The 14,012-nt window shown below is 74.7% G+C and carries 9 protein-coding genes; 8 read left to right on the plus strand and 1 reads right to left on the minus strand.

Annotated features, from left to right (window positions below):
- Positions 1-142 precede the first annotated feature (142 nt).
- The 7 genes from ACFVGY_RS00545 (at position 143) to ACFVGY_RS00575 (ending at position 11,523) form a co-directional block, all read left to right on the plus strand.
- Entirely contained in the window at positions 143-2,716 is a 2,574-nt protein-coding gene (locus tag ACFVGY_RS00545) for a PEP/pyruvate-binding domain-containing protein (RefSeq protein WP_385668661.1), read from the plus strand.
- A gap of 186 nt (positions 2,717-2,902) precedes the next feature.
- Positions 2,903-3,433, plus strand: coding sequence for a DoxX family membrane protein (locus ACFVGY_RS00550; protein ID WP_385668664.1), 531 nt, complete (start codon positions 2,903-2,905; stop codon positions 3,431-3,433).
- A 426-nt stretch (positions 3,434-3,859) separates the two neighbouring features.
- On the plus strand, positions 3,860-5,164 hold the full coding sequence (locus ACFVGY_RS00555; RefSeq protein ID WP_385668667.1) for a phenylacetate--CoA ligase family protein: 1,305 nt from the start codon (positions 3,860-3,862) through the stop codon (positions 5,162-5,164).
- On the plus strand, positions 5,161-6,588 hold the full coding sequence (locus tag ACFVGY_RS00560) for an MFS transporter (protein ID WP_385668670.1): 1,428 nt from the start codon (positions 5,161-5,163) through the stop codon (positions 6,586-6,588). Before ACFVGY_RS00555 ends, ACFVGY_RS00560 begins: the two co-directional genes overlap by 4 nt.
- Complete coding sequence (locus ACFVGY_RS00565; RefSeq protein ID WP_385668673.1) at positions 6,585-7,742, plus strand: GNAT family N-acetyltransferase; 1,158 nt, start codon at positions 6,585-6,587, stop codon at positions 7,740-7,742. Before ACFVGY_RS00560 ends, ACFVGY_RS00565 begins: the two co-directional genes overlap by 4 nt.
- Entirely contained in the window at positions 7,739-8,905 is a 1,167-nt protein-coding gene (locus tag ACFVGY_RS00570) for an acyl-protein synthase (RefSeq protein WP_385668675.1), read from the plus strand. The genes ACFVGY_RS00565 and ACFVGY_RS00570 overlap by 4 nt, the downstream gene beginning before the upstream one ends.
- Positions 8,902-11,523, plus strand: coding sequence for an acyl-CoA reductase (locus ACFVGY_RS00575; protein ID WP_385668678.1), 2,622 nt, complete (start codon positions 8,902-8,904; stop codon positions 11,521-11,523). The genes ACFVGY_RS00570 and ACFVGY_RS00575 overlap by 4 nt, the downstream gene beginning before the upstream one ends.
- A gap of 69 nt (positions 11,524-11,592) precedes the next feature.
- Here ACFVGY_RS00575 and ACFVGY_RS00580 read toward each other — a convergent pair whose 3' ends face one another.
- Positions 11,593-12,270, minus strand: a complete 678-nt coding sequence (locus tag ACFVGY_RS00580; protein ID WP_385668681.1) for a MerR family transcriptional regulator — start codon at positions 12,268-12,270, stop codon at positions 11,593-11,595.
- Between the two features lie 129 nt (positions 12,271-12,399).
- On the opposite strand from ACFVGY_RS00580, the gene ACFVGY_RS00585 reads away from it, so the two are divergent.
- A complete protein-coding gene (locus ACFVGY_RS00585; RefSeq protein WP_385668684.1) occupies positions 12,400-13,857 on the plus strand; it encodes a DUF3533 domain-containing protein in 1,458 nt (485 codons plus the stop codon).
- Positions 13,858-14,012: the final 155 nt, after the last annotated feature.

Genomic DNA, 14,012 nt, shown 5'->3' on the forward strand with positions numbered 1-14,012 from the left:
CTGCCCGAGGCGCCAGGAGGGGGGCGGTGGCGCCGGCCCCCGGCGCGCGCACGCCGGCTCCGTAGGCTTGATCAGATCTTCCGTACCAGGACCGACTACGTGATCATGGTCTTCCTTTCAGGCCGAGTCGGGGGACGGGACCGTGGATTTCGTACTGCAGTTGGACAGTGCCGAGGCAACGCTGGACAGTGCCGGGGGCAAGGGCGCGGCGCTGGCCGAGCTCGCTCGGGCCGGTCTGCCGGTGCCCGGCGGATTCCACGTGACGACGGCCGCCTACCGGGAGTTCGTCACCGCGGCGGGCATCGCCGAACACCTCGGCGCGGATCTCGCAGCCCCGGACGCGGGGGCCCGGATCCGGGCCCGGTTCGCGCAGTCCCCGCTGCCGGACGCGGTGCGGCAGGCGGTCGGGAAGGCGTACGCACAGCTCGGCGACGGCCTGCGGACGGTGGCCGTGCGCTCCTCCGCCACGGCGGAGGACCTGCCCGACCTGTCCTTCGCCGGCCAGCAGGACACGTACTTGAACATCCGCGGCGAGGAGGCCCTGCTGGGGGCGGTCCGCAACTGCTGGGCCTCGCTGTGGACCGACCGTGCCGTCGCCTACCGCGAGCGGGCCGGCATCGCCCACGAGGACGTCTCCCTCGCCGTCGTCGTGCAGGAGCTGGTCGCCGCCGACGCCGCCGGGGTGATGTTCACCGTCGACCCGCTCGGCGGTGGAGCCGACCGGATCGTCGTCAACGCGGCCTGGGGCCTGGGCGAGGCGGTCGTCAGCGGGCTGGTGACCCCCGACACCGTGGCCGTCGATCGGACGAGCCTGACCGTCGTCGAGGAGCGGATCGCCGCCAAGGAGGTCATGACCGTCCCCACCGCGGACGGGACGCGGGAGGAGCCCGTCGCCGCCGACCGGCGTGAGGCCCCGGTGCTCAGCGCCGCGGAGGCCACCGCCCTCGCCCGGCTCGGCCTGCGGATCGAGCAGTTGTACGGCGACCCGCGCGATGTCGAGTGGGCCCGCGAGGACGGGGAGTTCCGCATCCTCCAGGCCCGCCCGATCACCACCGGGACGGCCGTGCGGCCGGACGTGTGGAACGACAGCCTCGGCACCGACTCCCTGTGGACGAGCGCCAACCTGGGCGAGGCCGTACCCGATGTGATGACCCCCGCCGCCTGGTCGTTCATCAAGGCCTTCATGGGCGACGTCATGGTCGGGGCCACACTGGAGGGCCGGCCCCTGTACGGCAACATCGGCGGCCGCTTCTACATGAACCTCAGTGTCACGGCCACCCTCGCCGCCGCCTTCGGACAGGGTGCCAAGTTCGCGCGCGCCAACGAGCTGGTCTTCGGCCGCCTGCCGGAAGGCGTACGGATCCCGCTGCTGCCCGCCTCCAAGGTGCGGGTGTGGCGGGACACGATCGGCGAGGCCTTCTCCGTCGTCAGCCGGATCCGCGCCAACGGCAAGCGGCTGCCGGAGTTCCTCGCAGGGGCACCGGCCCGCTGCGAGGAGCTCCGGACCCGCGTCGGGGGTGCCACCGGCGCGCAGGAGCTGCGGGCGCTGTGGGAGTCGGAGGTCTCCGCGTACTTCCGGCTGTGCTGCCACATGCTGCAGGCCGCCACCCGGCAGGACGGCGATTCGCTGGTCAAGGTCCGCGGCACCCTGCGCGACCTGGTGGGCGAGGAGGACGCCGACCTGATGACCACGGGCCTCGGCGACGAGGGCCAACTCGCCAGCATGGGGCCGCTGCTGGGGCTGGAGCGGCTGGCCCGCGGCGAGATCGACCGGGACGGGTACGCGCGCGCGTACGGCCACCGGGGCCCGCACGAGTTCGAGGTGTCCCTCCCCCGGCCGGCCGAGGACCCGGAGTGGATCGACCGGCAGCTCGCCGCCCTCGGCACCGTCGAGGAAGACGCCGGACTGCGCCTGGGCCGGCAGACCGCGGCGCGGGCGGCGGCCTGGGAGCGGTGCGCCGCACACCACCCGCGCCGGGTGGCCGGGCTGCGCCGCGCCGTGGACCGGTGGGCGGCCTCGGCCCGGCTGCGCGAGGCCGCCCGGACCGAGGTGGCCCGCGTGTTCTGGCTGCTGCGCGCGTTCGTGCTGCGGGCGGGCGAGGTGTCCGGCGCCGGGGAGGACCTGTTCTTCCTCTCCCACGAGGAGATCCTCGCCGTGCTCGGCGGGGACCGGGGGCCGCTGGCCGCGGTGCCGGCGCGGCGTGCCGCGTACGAGGGCTACCGGGCGCTGCCCGCCTATCCGACGCTGATCCGGGGCGAGTTCGAGCCGGCCGTGTGGGCCGCCGACCCGGACCGGCGCGCCGACCTGTACGACGCGCACTCCGCGGTGCCGGTCACGGACGAGGTCTCCGGTTCACCGGCGTCCGGCGGTGTGGTGGAGGGCGTCGCCCGGGTCGTGGCCACCGTCGAGGAGGGTGCGGACATCCGGCCGGGCGAGATCCTGGTGACGACGGTGACGAACATCGGGTGGACCCCCCTGTTCACCCGGATCTCGGCCATCGTCACGGATGTCGGCGCGAACCTCTCGCACGCCTCTATCGTGGCCCGGGAGCTGGGCATTCCGGCCGTGGTCGGCTGCGGCAACGCGACGACTCGGATCCGCACCGGGGACCGGATCCGGGTGGACGGCGGCCGCGGCACGGTGTCGGTGGTCCAGCCGTACGGGTCCGGGCCCGACGGGCCGGTGGCGGCCGGGGCCCCGGACGCCGCTGCCTGACCGGCCGGCCCGGTCGGCCGAAGGCGGCGGTCCGCCATTCGGTGGGGCTGCGGCGGCCGCACGGTGTGGGGCCGCGGGGGCCCGGGACAACGGAACGATCCTGCGGGGAGTGCCCCTCGCGTCCTCGCGTCCCGCGTGCCCGCCCTCGCGCCCCGCGGGCCCGCCCTCGTCCGAAAGGCCTCCCCCATGTCGCTGACCCGTCGCAAGGACCTCGGGCTGCTCGCCCTGCGCCTCGGAGCGGGCGGGGTGCTGATCGCGCACGGCACGCAGAAGCTGTTCGGCTGGTTCGGCGGAGGCGGTCTCGACGGCACCGCCAAGGCCATGGAACAGATGGGCTTCGCACCCGGACGCCCGAGCGCGCTCGCGGCCGGGCTCGGCGAGGCCGGCGGCGGCGCCCTCCTCGCCCTGGGGTTCGCGACCCCGGCGGCGGGCGCCGCCGCGGCGGGTGCCATGGCCGGGGCCGTTTCGGTGCACGCGCCCGCGGGGTTCTTCGCGCAGGGCGGCGGCTTCGAGTACCCGGCCTTCCTCGGCTTCGTCGCCGCCTCGCTCGGGGTATCGGGGCCGGGATGCTTCTCCGTCGACCACCTGACGCGGCACAGGCTGGACCGCCCCGCGGTGCTGCTGGCGGCCTTCACGCTCAGCGCGGCCGCTGCCACGGTGGTGGTCAGGCGGCGCATCGCGGCCATGCAGGCAGCGGAGACGTCCGCCGACCGGTAGCCCGGCCGACAGCGCTGGCGCCCCGGGTTGCGGCGGGGCGGCGGCGCGACGATCTGTCGCCCGCATGCTCACGGCCGGCATCGAGATCGCGGGCGGGTGACGAGCGCCGGGTGACCTGTGTGCGGTGACCAGTGACCAGTGACCAGTGACCTGTGACCTGTGACCTGTGACCTGCGGTCAGTGACGGACGGGCGATAAATCTCGCGGGTTCAGGCCGCTGCGGCCGGAAATATTTGGCCAATTTGGCGGTTACCGGAATGATGTTCCATCATCGTGACTGCACGTCAGTTCTCGGCGTGCGTCGAGGAGGCGGGGGCGCGGGGGTTCCCCCGTACCCACCATCGGCCGATGCGCAGGGGGGCTCGTGGTCCCGCCGCGCTCAGTGGTGGCTCCCGCTCCTGTTCCCGTTCACCTAGGCAAAGGCCCATGTCCGCCCAGCAGCTCTCGGACCTCATACGTTTCGCCCGCCACAACTCACCCTTCTACCGGGACCTCTACGCGTCCCTGCCACCGGACGCCGGCCTCCTCACCGACCTGCCGGTCGTGGACCAGCAGGAGTTCTGGGCGGCCAACACCCTGCACGACAACCGGGTTCTGACCGGCCCGCTCAGCGAGGCCACCGTCTACAAGACCGGCGGCACCACCGGCTCCCCCAAGTTCTCGGTCTACACCCGTGACGAATGGCGCACGTTCGTCAGCGCCTTCGGCCAGGGACTCGTGGACACGGGCCTGCGCCCGGGACACCGCGTCGCCGACCTCTTCTACGCCGGGGAGCTGTACGCCAGTTTCCTGTTCGTCCTGGACTCCCTCGCCCACGCGCCCGTGGACAACGTCCGCCTGCCCATCGGCGGCGCCGCACCGTTGGAGTCCACGGTCCCCACGCTCCGCGACCTCGCGGCCCAGGTGCTGGCCGGAACGCCGACCACCCTGTGCCGGCTGGCCGAGCACGTGATCGCCGCCGGTGTCCGGCTCGACTCGGTGGAGCTGCTGCTCTTCGGCGGCGAGGCCCTCTTCGCCGACCAGCGGCGGCTGCTGGCCACCGCGTTCCCGCGCGCCGAGGCCCGCTCCGTCGGATACGCGAGCGTGGACGCCGGGCTGCTCGGCCGCCCGGTGCCCGGCCCCGACGCCCGCGTGCACAGGGCCTTCACCCCGCACTCGGTCGTCGAGATCCTCGACGACACCACCGGTGAGCCCATCACCGAACCGGGACGCCCCGGCCGGGTCGTCGTCACCAGCCTGTTCCGGCGCCTGATGCCGGTCATCCGCTATCCGGCGGGCGACCGGGCCGAGTGGACGGGCACCGGGGAGGGCCACTTCCGGATCCTCGGGCGCGCCGAGGAGGGCGTCCGGGTCGGCCCGGTCTCCCTCTACACGCAGGACGCCCAGCAGGCGGTGGCCGCGGCGGACACCGCCGGGCGGGTCGTCGGCATGCAGCTCGTGGTACGCCGCTGGGAGGGCCGGGACGGGCTCGTGCTGCGGCTGGCGACCGCGCCCGGGGACGCCGGCCGCGGTGACGGCGGGCCGGGTGGGTCGGGCGGGCCGGGCGGGCTGGAGGCGCTGGCCGAGGCGGTCGTCACGGAGCTGGAAACCGTGCGGCCGCTGTACCCGGACAGCGTGCGCGCCGGGTTCGTGCACCCGCTGTCCGTGGAGTGGGCCCGTCACCGGGACCTCGCCGTCAACCCGCGCTCGGGCAAGCTCGTCCGGGTCCTGGACGAAAGGCCCACCGCATGACCGCCGCCCCCGTGACCGACGCGGAGGCCGTGACCGGGGAGGCCCGGGCCGGCGACCGGCGTCTGCCGCTCGTCCTGCGCAACCGCGCCTTCGGGGCCGTCTGGCTGGGCCAGGTCCTGACCCAGGGGGCCGTGCGCATGTTCCAGGTCGGCGTGTCCTGGTGGCTCGTCGCCTACGCCGTCCAGGACGCCGGCGGGCTGGCCTCCGGGCTCTTCATGGCCGTCTGCACCCTGCCCGCCGTGGCCCTGGCGCCCCTCGTGGCCCGCGCCGTCGCCCGGTTCGCGCACCGCTCGGTGCTGCGGACCGCCGCCGCCGGGGCCGGAGCGGCCGCGGCCGCCCTCGCCCTGTGGGCGCAGGGCAGCGGCCTGCCGGTGGCCGCCGTGTACGCCGCCGCCCTCGCCCTGGCCACCTGCCAGGCCTTCTTCGACCCGTGTCTGACCACGTCGGTGCCCGAACTCGTCGACGACGCCGACATCGAGGCCGCCACGGGTTTCGAGCTGTCCACCCAGTCCCTGGCCGGCCTGGGCGGGGCGTTGCTCGGTGCCCTGGCCGTCGACCGGGCCGGCGTGGCCGGGCTGGCCGCCGGCTGCGCCGCCGCCTACCTGAGCGCCGCCCTCCTCGTCGCGACCGCACGGTTCCGCACCGCCGCGGCGGCCCCCGGACCGGCACCCGCCGACGGCGGCGCCGGCACCGACGGGCCGGCCGCGGTGCCCGGGCAGCGCCGTACGCTGCGCGGCATCCTCGCCGCACTGCCCTACGTACGAAGGATCCTGATCTGCTTCACCGCGGCGAACCTCTTCACCGCCGCCGTGTTCGTCATCATCCCCCTCTACACCCGCTCCGTCTTCCAGGGCGGCGGGGGCACCGTCGCCCTGCTGGAGGCCTCCCTCGGCACCGGCGCGCTCATCGGCGCCTTCACCGGCACCCGCGTCCCGGGCCGGCCCGCCGTCGCCGGCGCGTACTGCCTGGGCCTGATGGCGGTCGCGCTGGCCCTGCCCGGCCTCGCCCCGTTCCGTCCGGTCTTCGCGGGCTGCCTGGTCGTCGCCGGCTGGTGCGCCGGGGCCGTCAGCGTGCGCTTCGTCGCCCTCTTCCAGCGGCTGGTACCCGCTGCCGACAAGCCCGGCTTCTTCGCCGTGATGCAGGCCGTGCTCGGCGCCTCCCTGCCGGTGGCCTCGCTGGTGTTCGGCTCGGCCGGAGACCACTTCTCGCCGCAGACGCTGTGCCTGGTGCAGGGCATCGGCCTGCTGCCCGCCGCCTGCGCGCTGGCCCTGCTCGGCCGGCGCCACCCCGAACCCGCCGAGGCGGCCGCGGAGTCGACCGCGGGTGCGGATGCAGATCCGGATGCGGATGCGGATGCGGATGCGGATGCGGATGCGATGGGCGTCGGTGACGCGGCGGCCCGGTCGGCGGGAGGCGCGCGGTGAACCCCGTCATCACCCCGGCCGCCTGCGCGGACATCGCCGAGCTGCGCCAGCTCTACTACGCCGTCTACGGGCCCCACTACCCCGTCGCCCTCGGCACCGACCCCGCCGAGATGGCCCGGCTCATCGGCGACCCGCACTCCCTGTGGCTCGTCGGCCGCTGCCCCGACAGCGGGGCCCTGACCGCCTCCGCCGCGATCCACGGCGAGCCCGGCAGCCGCATCGGCCGCCTGGAGGGCATCGCCGTGCACCCCGGGCACCGCTCGGGCGGCCTGGCCGCGGCCCTGACCGAGGAACTGTGCGCCAGGATGCTGGATTCCGGGCGGCTGGACTCCGTGTACGCCACCGTCCGTACGGTCAGCGCCGGCCCGCAGCGCGTCGTCGCCCGCAACGGCTTCCGCCCGCTGGGCATCCTGCCCAACGCGGTGGATCTCAGCAGCCGCGAGAGCCTCGCTCTCTACGCGCGTCACTCGGCAGGGGTGCTCGACCGGCGGATGCCCGTCACCGAAGTGCCCGCCCCGCTGCTGCCGTTGCTGCGGACCGCCGAGACCGTCCTCGGCATCGGCTACCCGGGGGTCCGGGCCGCCGCGGCCCCGCCCGCCGCGCCGGTCGCCGCGCCACCGGCGTCGGAGGCCGCCACCCGGCTGGAGGTCATCGAGGCGCCGGCCTTCGTCCGCCGCCGGTTCCGCGACCACTTCCCCGGCGCCGAGGGCTGGTTCTACCCGCTGCACACCCCCAACGTGCTGCTCGTCCCCGAGGACGGCCGCTTCGAGGTCTACGCCTACCTCAACCGCGCCGGGGGCTACTGCTCCTTGCTGACCGCCCACCCCGACCCGGCCGCGGCGGCCGCCCACCTCGAACCCGTCACCCGGGCCCTGGCCCGCGCGGGAGCCGGATACGTGGAGGCCCTGGTGCCGCTCGCGCACCGGGACGCCCTCGCCGCCTTCCTGGCCCAGGGGTTCGTCGCCGGAGCCCTCTACCCGGCGATGCGCGCGGACGGCGACGGCTTCCACGACTACGTCGTGCTGTCCCGCTCCACCGAGCGGATCGACTTCCGCGGAGTCGCCGTCGAACCGCCCCTCCAGCCCTATCTGGACTGCTACGTGTCGGCCTGGGCGTCGACGCACCTGCCCACATCACCCGAGGTTGCCCGATGAACCCCCATCTCGCCCCGGTCGGCGTGCCCGACCCCGCCCTCCTGCCGCACGTGCAGCGACTGTGCGACCTGACCGACCCGTACGCGTCCGGGCCCGCCGAGGACGAGCTGTTCGCCGCCGCCATGGCGGAGATCAACGCCTGGCACACCGAACGGTCCCCGTTCTTCGGCTCGTTGTACGCGTCCACGCCCGCGGCGGAGGGCGAGTCGTACCGCACGCCGCTGGTCCACGCGAACTTCTTCAAGCGGCACGAGGTGCTGTCCGTCCCCCGCGAGGACGTCGAACTGCACCTGACCTCCTCCGGTACCACCGGCCAGAAGTCGCAGATGTTCTTCGACCACTGGACGATCCGGTCCGCCCAGCGCATGGTCGCCCGGATCTTCGAGCGCAACGGCTGGATCACCCCCGAGCAGGAGGTCAACTACCTGCTCTACAGCTACGAGCCGGCCCCGTCGCTGAACCTCGGCACCGCCTTCACCGACAACTACCTCTGCGACTTCGCCCCGGCCCGCAGCGTCGAGTACGCCCTGCGCAACACGGGCGGCGGCGCGGGCGGCGACCACGAGTTCGACCCCTTCGGCTGCATCGCCGCACTGCGCCGCTTCGAGCGGGACGACGCACCGGTCCGCATCCTCGGCTTCCCCGCCTTCCTGTGGTTCACCCTGGAGCGGATGCGGGCCATGGGCGTGCCGCCGCTGCGCCTGCCCGAGGGCTCCCTCGTCGTCCTCGGCGGCGGCTGGAAGGGGCACGCCGACCGGCAGATCGGCAAGGAGGAGCTGTACGCCCGGGTCACCGAGCAGCTCGGCGTCCCCGGCGAGCGGATCCGGGACACCTTCGGCTCGGTCGAGCACTGCATCCCGTACATCGAGTGCGAGCGGCACCGGCTGCACGCGCCCGTCTGGTCGCGGGTGACGATCCGCTCCACCCGCACCCTGGAGCCGCTGCCGTACGGGGAGCGGGGCTACCTGCACCTGGTGTCGCCGTACATCACGTCCGTGCCCGCGCAGAGCGTGGTCATGGGCGACCTGGCCTCCCTCCAGCCGGGGGACGCCTGCGGGTGCGGGCTCCAGACCCCCTGGTTCACCGTCCACGGCCGTGCCGGGGTGAGCCGCAACCGGAGCTGCGCGGTGGCCGCCGCGGAACTGATGAAGGGAATGGCGTGACCGTGAACACGACCGCGAGCGTGACCGAAACCGAGACCGTGACCGAGACGGAGACCGTGACCGCGTACGGGAGCGGGGGCGGGCCGACCGCCGACGCACCGCACTTGTGGCAGGGCGCCTTCATCGGCGACGAGGAGGCCGAACGCCGGCTCGCCGAACTCCCGGCCGCGGTCGAGGCCGCGCTGGGCACCGTACTGGAGACCGAGACCGTCCTGGCCGCCTGCGACGCCCTGGCCCCGGCCCTCCTCGACCCGGAGCACCCCGTGCACGCCCGGCTGGCGGCGCACCTGCCCGAGGACGAGGACCCGGCGGCGCTCCTGGCCGAGCTGGCCCACCACCTCGGCCGCCGGGAACTGACCCGCAAGCTGCGCCGGGAGCTGGGCGGCGCCGCGCCCGGCCGGCTGAACCGGCCCGACCCGCGCGAGGCGGTGTACGAGGCGTGGGCGCCGGTCGGCATGGTCGCGCACATCGCCCCGGGGAACGCGGCCACCGTGGCCCCGCTGAGCATCGTGGAGGGCCTGCTCGCCGGCAACGTCAACGTCCTCAAGACCAGCAGCGCCGACTCCCTCTTCCCGCAGGCCCTGATGGCCGAGCTGGCCGCCCTGGACCCGAGCGGGGCGCTGGCCGCGCGGATCGTCGTCCTGCGCTTCGGGTCTTCCCGGCAGGAGTGGCTGCGCCTGATGTGTGCGCCCGCGGACGCCGTCGCCGTCTGGGGCGGGGAGGCCGCCGTCGAGGGGGTGGCCGCCCATGTACCGGCCGGCTGCCGGCTGGTGGAGTGGGGGCACCGGATTTCCTTCGCCTACCTGACCGCCGACGCCTGGTCGGCCCCGGGCGCGCTCGACGCCCTCGCCGAGGACGTGTGCCGCCACGAGCAGCAGGCCTGCGCCAGCCCCCAGGTGGTCTACCTGGACACGGAGGACGAGGCCGAGGTCTTCGCGTTCGCGGAGCGCTTCGCCGGCGTGCTCGCCGCCCGGTCCGCGGCGGCCCCGCCGCCCGGCGGACGGAACGGGGACCCGGCCGAGGACCGGGACCCGGCCGAGGAGGCCGAGCTGACCACCACGGAGCTGGTGGCCCGGCTGGAGGAACACCTCGGCCTGACCCGGGTGTTCGCCGCGGAGGACCGCTCGTGGCGGGTCATGGCCGACACCCGTTCCCCGCTGACGGCGTCCCCGCTGCACCGCAGCGTGTGGGTCAAGCCGCTGCCCCGCCGGCAGATCATCGCGACCCTGCGGCCGATGCGCCGCTACCTGCAGACCGCGGGCATCGCCGGCAGCCGGACCGACGTCGCCGAGCTGTCGCGCACCGTCCTCGCGGCCGGCGTCACCCGTGTCACCCCGGTCGGCGCGATGCTGGAGAGTTACACGGGCGAGCCGCACGACGGGGTGTACGCGCTGCAGCGGTACAGCCGCCGCGTCGCGGTCCAGGCCGACCCGGCCCGGTTCGCCACCACCGCCTGCCTGGACGACCTGGCCCGGCCCGTCGTCCTGCCGGCACCCGCCGGCCCGCTGCTGGGCAAGGAGGAGGTGCAGGCGCGCAACGGCGGGGTGGGCCGCGCCGACGCGGAGCTGTACTTCCACAGCGGCGGCAGTACCGGCGCCCCGGCGCTGTCGCTGTTCAGCTACGACGACTACGACACGCAGATGCACGCCGCCGCCCGCGGCCTGCTCGCCGCCGGCTACGACCCGGTCGGGGACCGTACCGCCAACCTCTTCTACTGCGGCGGCATGTACGGCAGCTTCATCAGCTTCTTCTCCGTCCTGGAGCGGCTCGGCGGGGTACAGCTCCCGCTGGCCGCCGGCCCCGACCACCGCGCGACGGCCCGGGCCCTGATCGACCACGGGGCGACCACCCTCTTCGGCATGCCGTCCTACCTGTGGCAGCTGCTGCACGCGGAGGCGGACGCGCTGCGCGCCTACGGGGGCCTGCGCAAGGTGTTCTACGGCGGCGAGCACTTCACGCCCGAGCAGCAGCGCACGCTGAAGGACGAGTTCGGCATCGAGGTGGTCCGCTCCATCACCTACGGCAGCACCGACCTGGGCCCGCTGGGCTACCAGTGCACCGAGAGCTCGGGCGGCGTCCACCACCTCCACGCCGACCTGCACACGATGGAGATCCTCGACCCGGAGGGGGAGCGGCCGGTCGCGCCGGGCGAGACGGGCCGGCTGGTGTTCACCACGCACGCCCGGCGCGGTCAGCAGCTGGGCCGGTACGTCATCGGGGACCTGGGTCGGGCCGTGCCCGGCCGCTGCCCGTGCGGCAGCCACGCCCCGCGCTTCGAGTTGCAGGGCCGCACCGGCGACGTGATGCGGGTGGCGACGTACTTCCTCAACCACCGCCGCTTGGTGGCCCTGGCGGAGGAGCAGGGCGGCCACCGCGGCGAGCTGCAGGTCCTGCTCGGCAGCGAGGGGGCGCGCGAGCGGCTGACGGTGCGGGTGGAGCGGTCCGCGGGTACGGACCCGGAGCGGTTGCGCGAGGTCTTCCTGGCCGGCTATCCCGAGCTCCGCTCGGCGGTCTCGGAGCGGCTGCTGGACCTGGTGGTCGAGGCGGTCGACGGCGCGGCGCTGGACCGCAGCCCCACCAGCGGCAAGCTCCGCTCCGTGGTGGACGCCCGACGCTAGATCGTCGGGCGGTGTCCGGACCGTGTCCGGACCGTGTCCGGCCGGTCCGGTGACGGACCGGCCGCGCGGCTACCCGGCGTCGGGGGTCCCGGCTGGGGGGCCTTCGGCCGTGATGCGGCGGCGGACCTGGTCCTCCTGGGCCAGGCGCCGCAGCAGTTCGAGCACCGGGGCGGAGAGGGCGAAGACGACGACCGCCTGCTCCGCCAGCGCCGCCGAGTCCCGGAAGGCGGCGGCGCGGTGGAGGTCGAGGCGGGCGATGGAGTCGGCCAGCTCGGCGTAGCCGAGGAGGCCGTCCGGCCGGTACCCGGCGTCGAGCCGCCTGAGCTGCTTGAGCGCCGTGGTGAGCCCCCGGACGTGCGGGGAGGTGTCGGGGACCTGCCAGTCCATGGCCGCGATCAGCTGGGCGACGTCCGCTTCGGCGGCCGTCTCGGCCTCTTCCTCCTGGTCGCAGTCCCCGGCCGGGGCCTCGGCCACCGGTACGGGCAGGGCGTAGCTGATCGCGCCGAGGGCGGCGTCGGTGGTGTCGGCGCGGTCGACCGCGGCCAGCACCTCGCGGGTGGCGGCGATGGACAGGCCGCCCAGGGTGGTCAGCGCCTTGATCAGCCGGAGCCGCTGGACGTGCTCGTCCCCGTACTCGGCCAGGGTGGCGGCCGTGGCCCGGCCGGCGGGCAACAGCCCCTCCCGGCGGAAGTACTTGATGCTGGCGACCGGCACGCCGGTGCTGCGGCTGAGCTCCGAGATCCTCATGGGCTACCTCGCTGTGGTGCGGCCGGGCTTCCGCCGCCGTCGATTGGACACCCTAAGAAGATACTGCCACTATCTAGTACTGGATACCTTGAATATCCAACTACTCCATGTAATCACCCTGGAGCTGCCATGCCTTCGCCCCAGCCGTCCGCCCCGTCACCCACAGCAGCCTCGAAGCCCTCCTCCGTCCTGCGCAGCCCACGGCTGTGGATCGGCACGGGGGCGATCCTCGCGGTGGTCTCGACGCTGTTCGCACTGCTGTACGTCGGCGGCAACGTCAACCCCAAGGGCAATCTGCGCGACCTGCCCGTCGCGCTGGTCAACAGCGACCGGGGCGCCGACTCGGGCGGCAAGCACGTCAACTTCGGCGAGCAGGTCGTCACGGGGATCCAGAAGTCCTCGGCGGGCAACAAGAGCATCGCGTGGCAGGTGCTCAGCCGCGAGGAGGCCGACGAGCGGCTCGGCCAGGGCAAGCTCTACGGCGCGCTCGTCGTGCCGGGGGACTTCACCGCGTCGGTGTCGGCCCTGACCGCGCCGCCCGCCCTGGCGCAGGGGCAGGCCCCGGGGCAGGCGCAGGCCAAGCCCCAGGCGCAGAGCCAGGCCCAGGGCCAGGGCCAGGCGCAGGCCCAGCCGCAGGGCCAGGGCCAGGCGGCGCCGCAGCCGGTCCGCCCGAAGCTGATGGTGCTGACCAACCAGTCGGCCGGCAGCTTCGGCTCTTCCATGGCCTCCCAGGCGGCGCAGCAGGCCGCCCACGCCGCCTCCGCGCAGCTCGGCAAGGAACTCCTCGCCCGCGTGTCCGGCCAGGGTGCGGCCGCGGCCCAGCTCCCCCCGGCCGCCAAGCTGACGCTGGCCGACCCCGCTGCCGTGGAGGTCGCCGACGGCCATCCGGTCGGCGCGCGCAGCGCGATGGGACTGAGCGCGTTCTACTACGCCCTGGTCCTGCTGGTGTGCGGCATGCTCGCCGCCAACGTGATCAACTCCCAGGTCGACAACGCGCTCGGCTACCTGCACACCGACTACGGCCCCTTCCGCAAGCGGACCCCCGTCCGGCACACGAGCCGGGTGCGCACCCTGGCCATCAGCACCGTCCTCATGCTGGGCTTCTCGATCGTCATGGGTTCGCTGGTCGAGGCCACCACCGTCGGCCTCCTCGACATGGACGCCACCCACCTGGGCCTGCTGTGGCTGTACTCGGTGGCCACCATCGCGGTGGTCGGCATCAGCGGCCTCGCCCTGCTGGCCGCCTTCGGCACGCCGGGCATGCTGGTCTCCACCATCGTCTTCATCGCGATGGCCGTCCCCTCCTCCGGCGCGACCGTGCCGCTGGAGGCGTTGCCCGGGTTCTTCCGTACGCTCGCCGACTTCGAGCCGCTCCGGCAGCTCACCGGCGGCCTGCGTTCCCTCCTCTACTACGACGCGCAGGCCGACGCCGGCCTCACCCGGGCCTGGGCCGCGATGGGGATCGCGCTCGCCGTGTCCCTGGCCTTCGGCTTCGGCGTCACCCGCCTCTACGACCGCAGGGGCCTCCACCGCATCCCCCAGCCCGCGGAGTCCTCTGTCGCCGCCCCGGCTCCGGCGGCGGGCTGACCGGACACACCGGAGGACCTGGCCGCACCGCCGGCTCCCGTCGGGGGGGGGCCCGGCCCCCCGGGCCGCCCCCCCCCCCGGCGCGGCCCGGGGGGGGGGGGCCCGGGCCCCGGCCGGGGGGGGGCCCGGCCGCCCCGCCGCCCCCCCCCCCCCCG

The sequence above is a fragment of the Streptomyces sp. NPDC127106 genome, from assembly GCF_042677605.1.
In the GTDB taxonomy this organism is placed as follows: Bacteria; Actinomycetota; Actinomycetes; order Streptomycetales; family Streptomycetaceae; genus Streptomyces.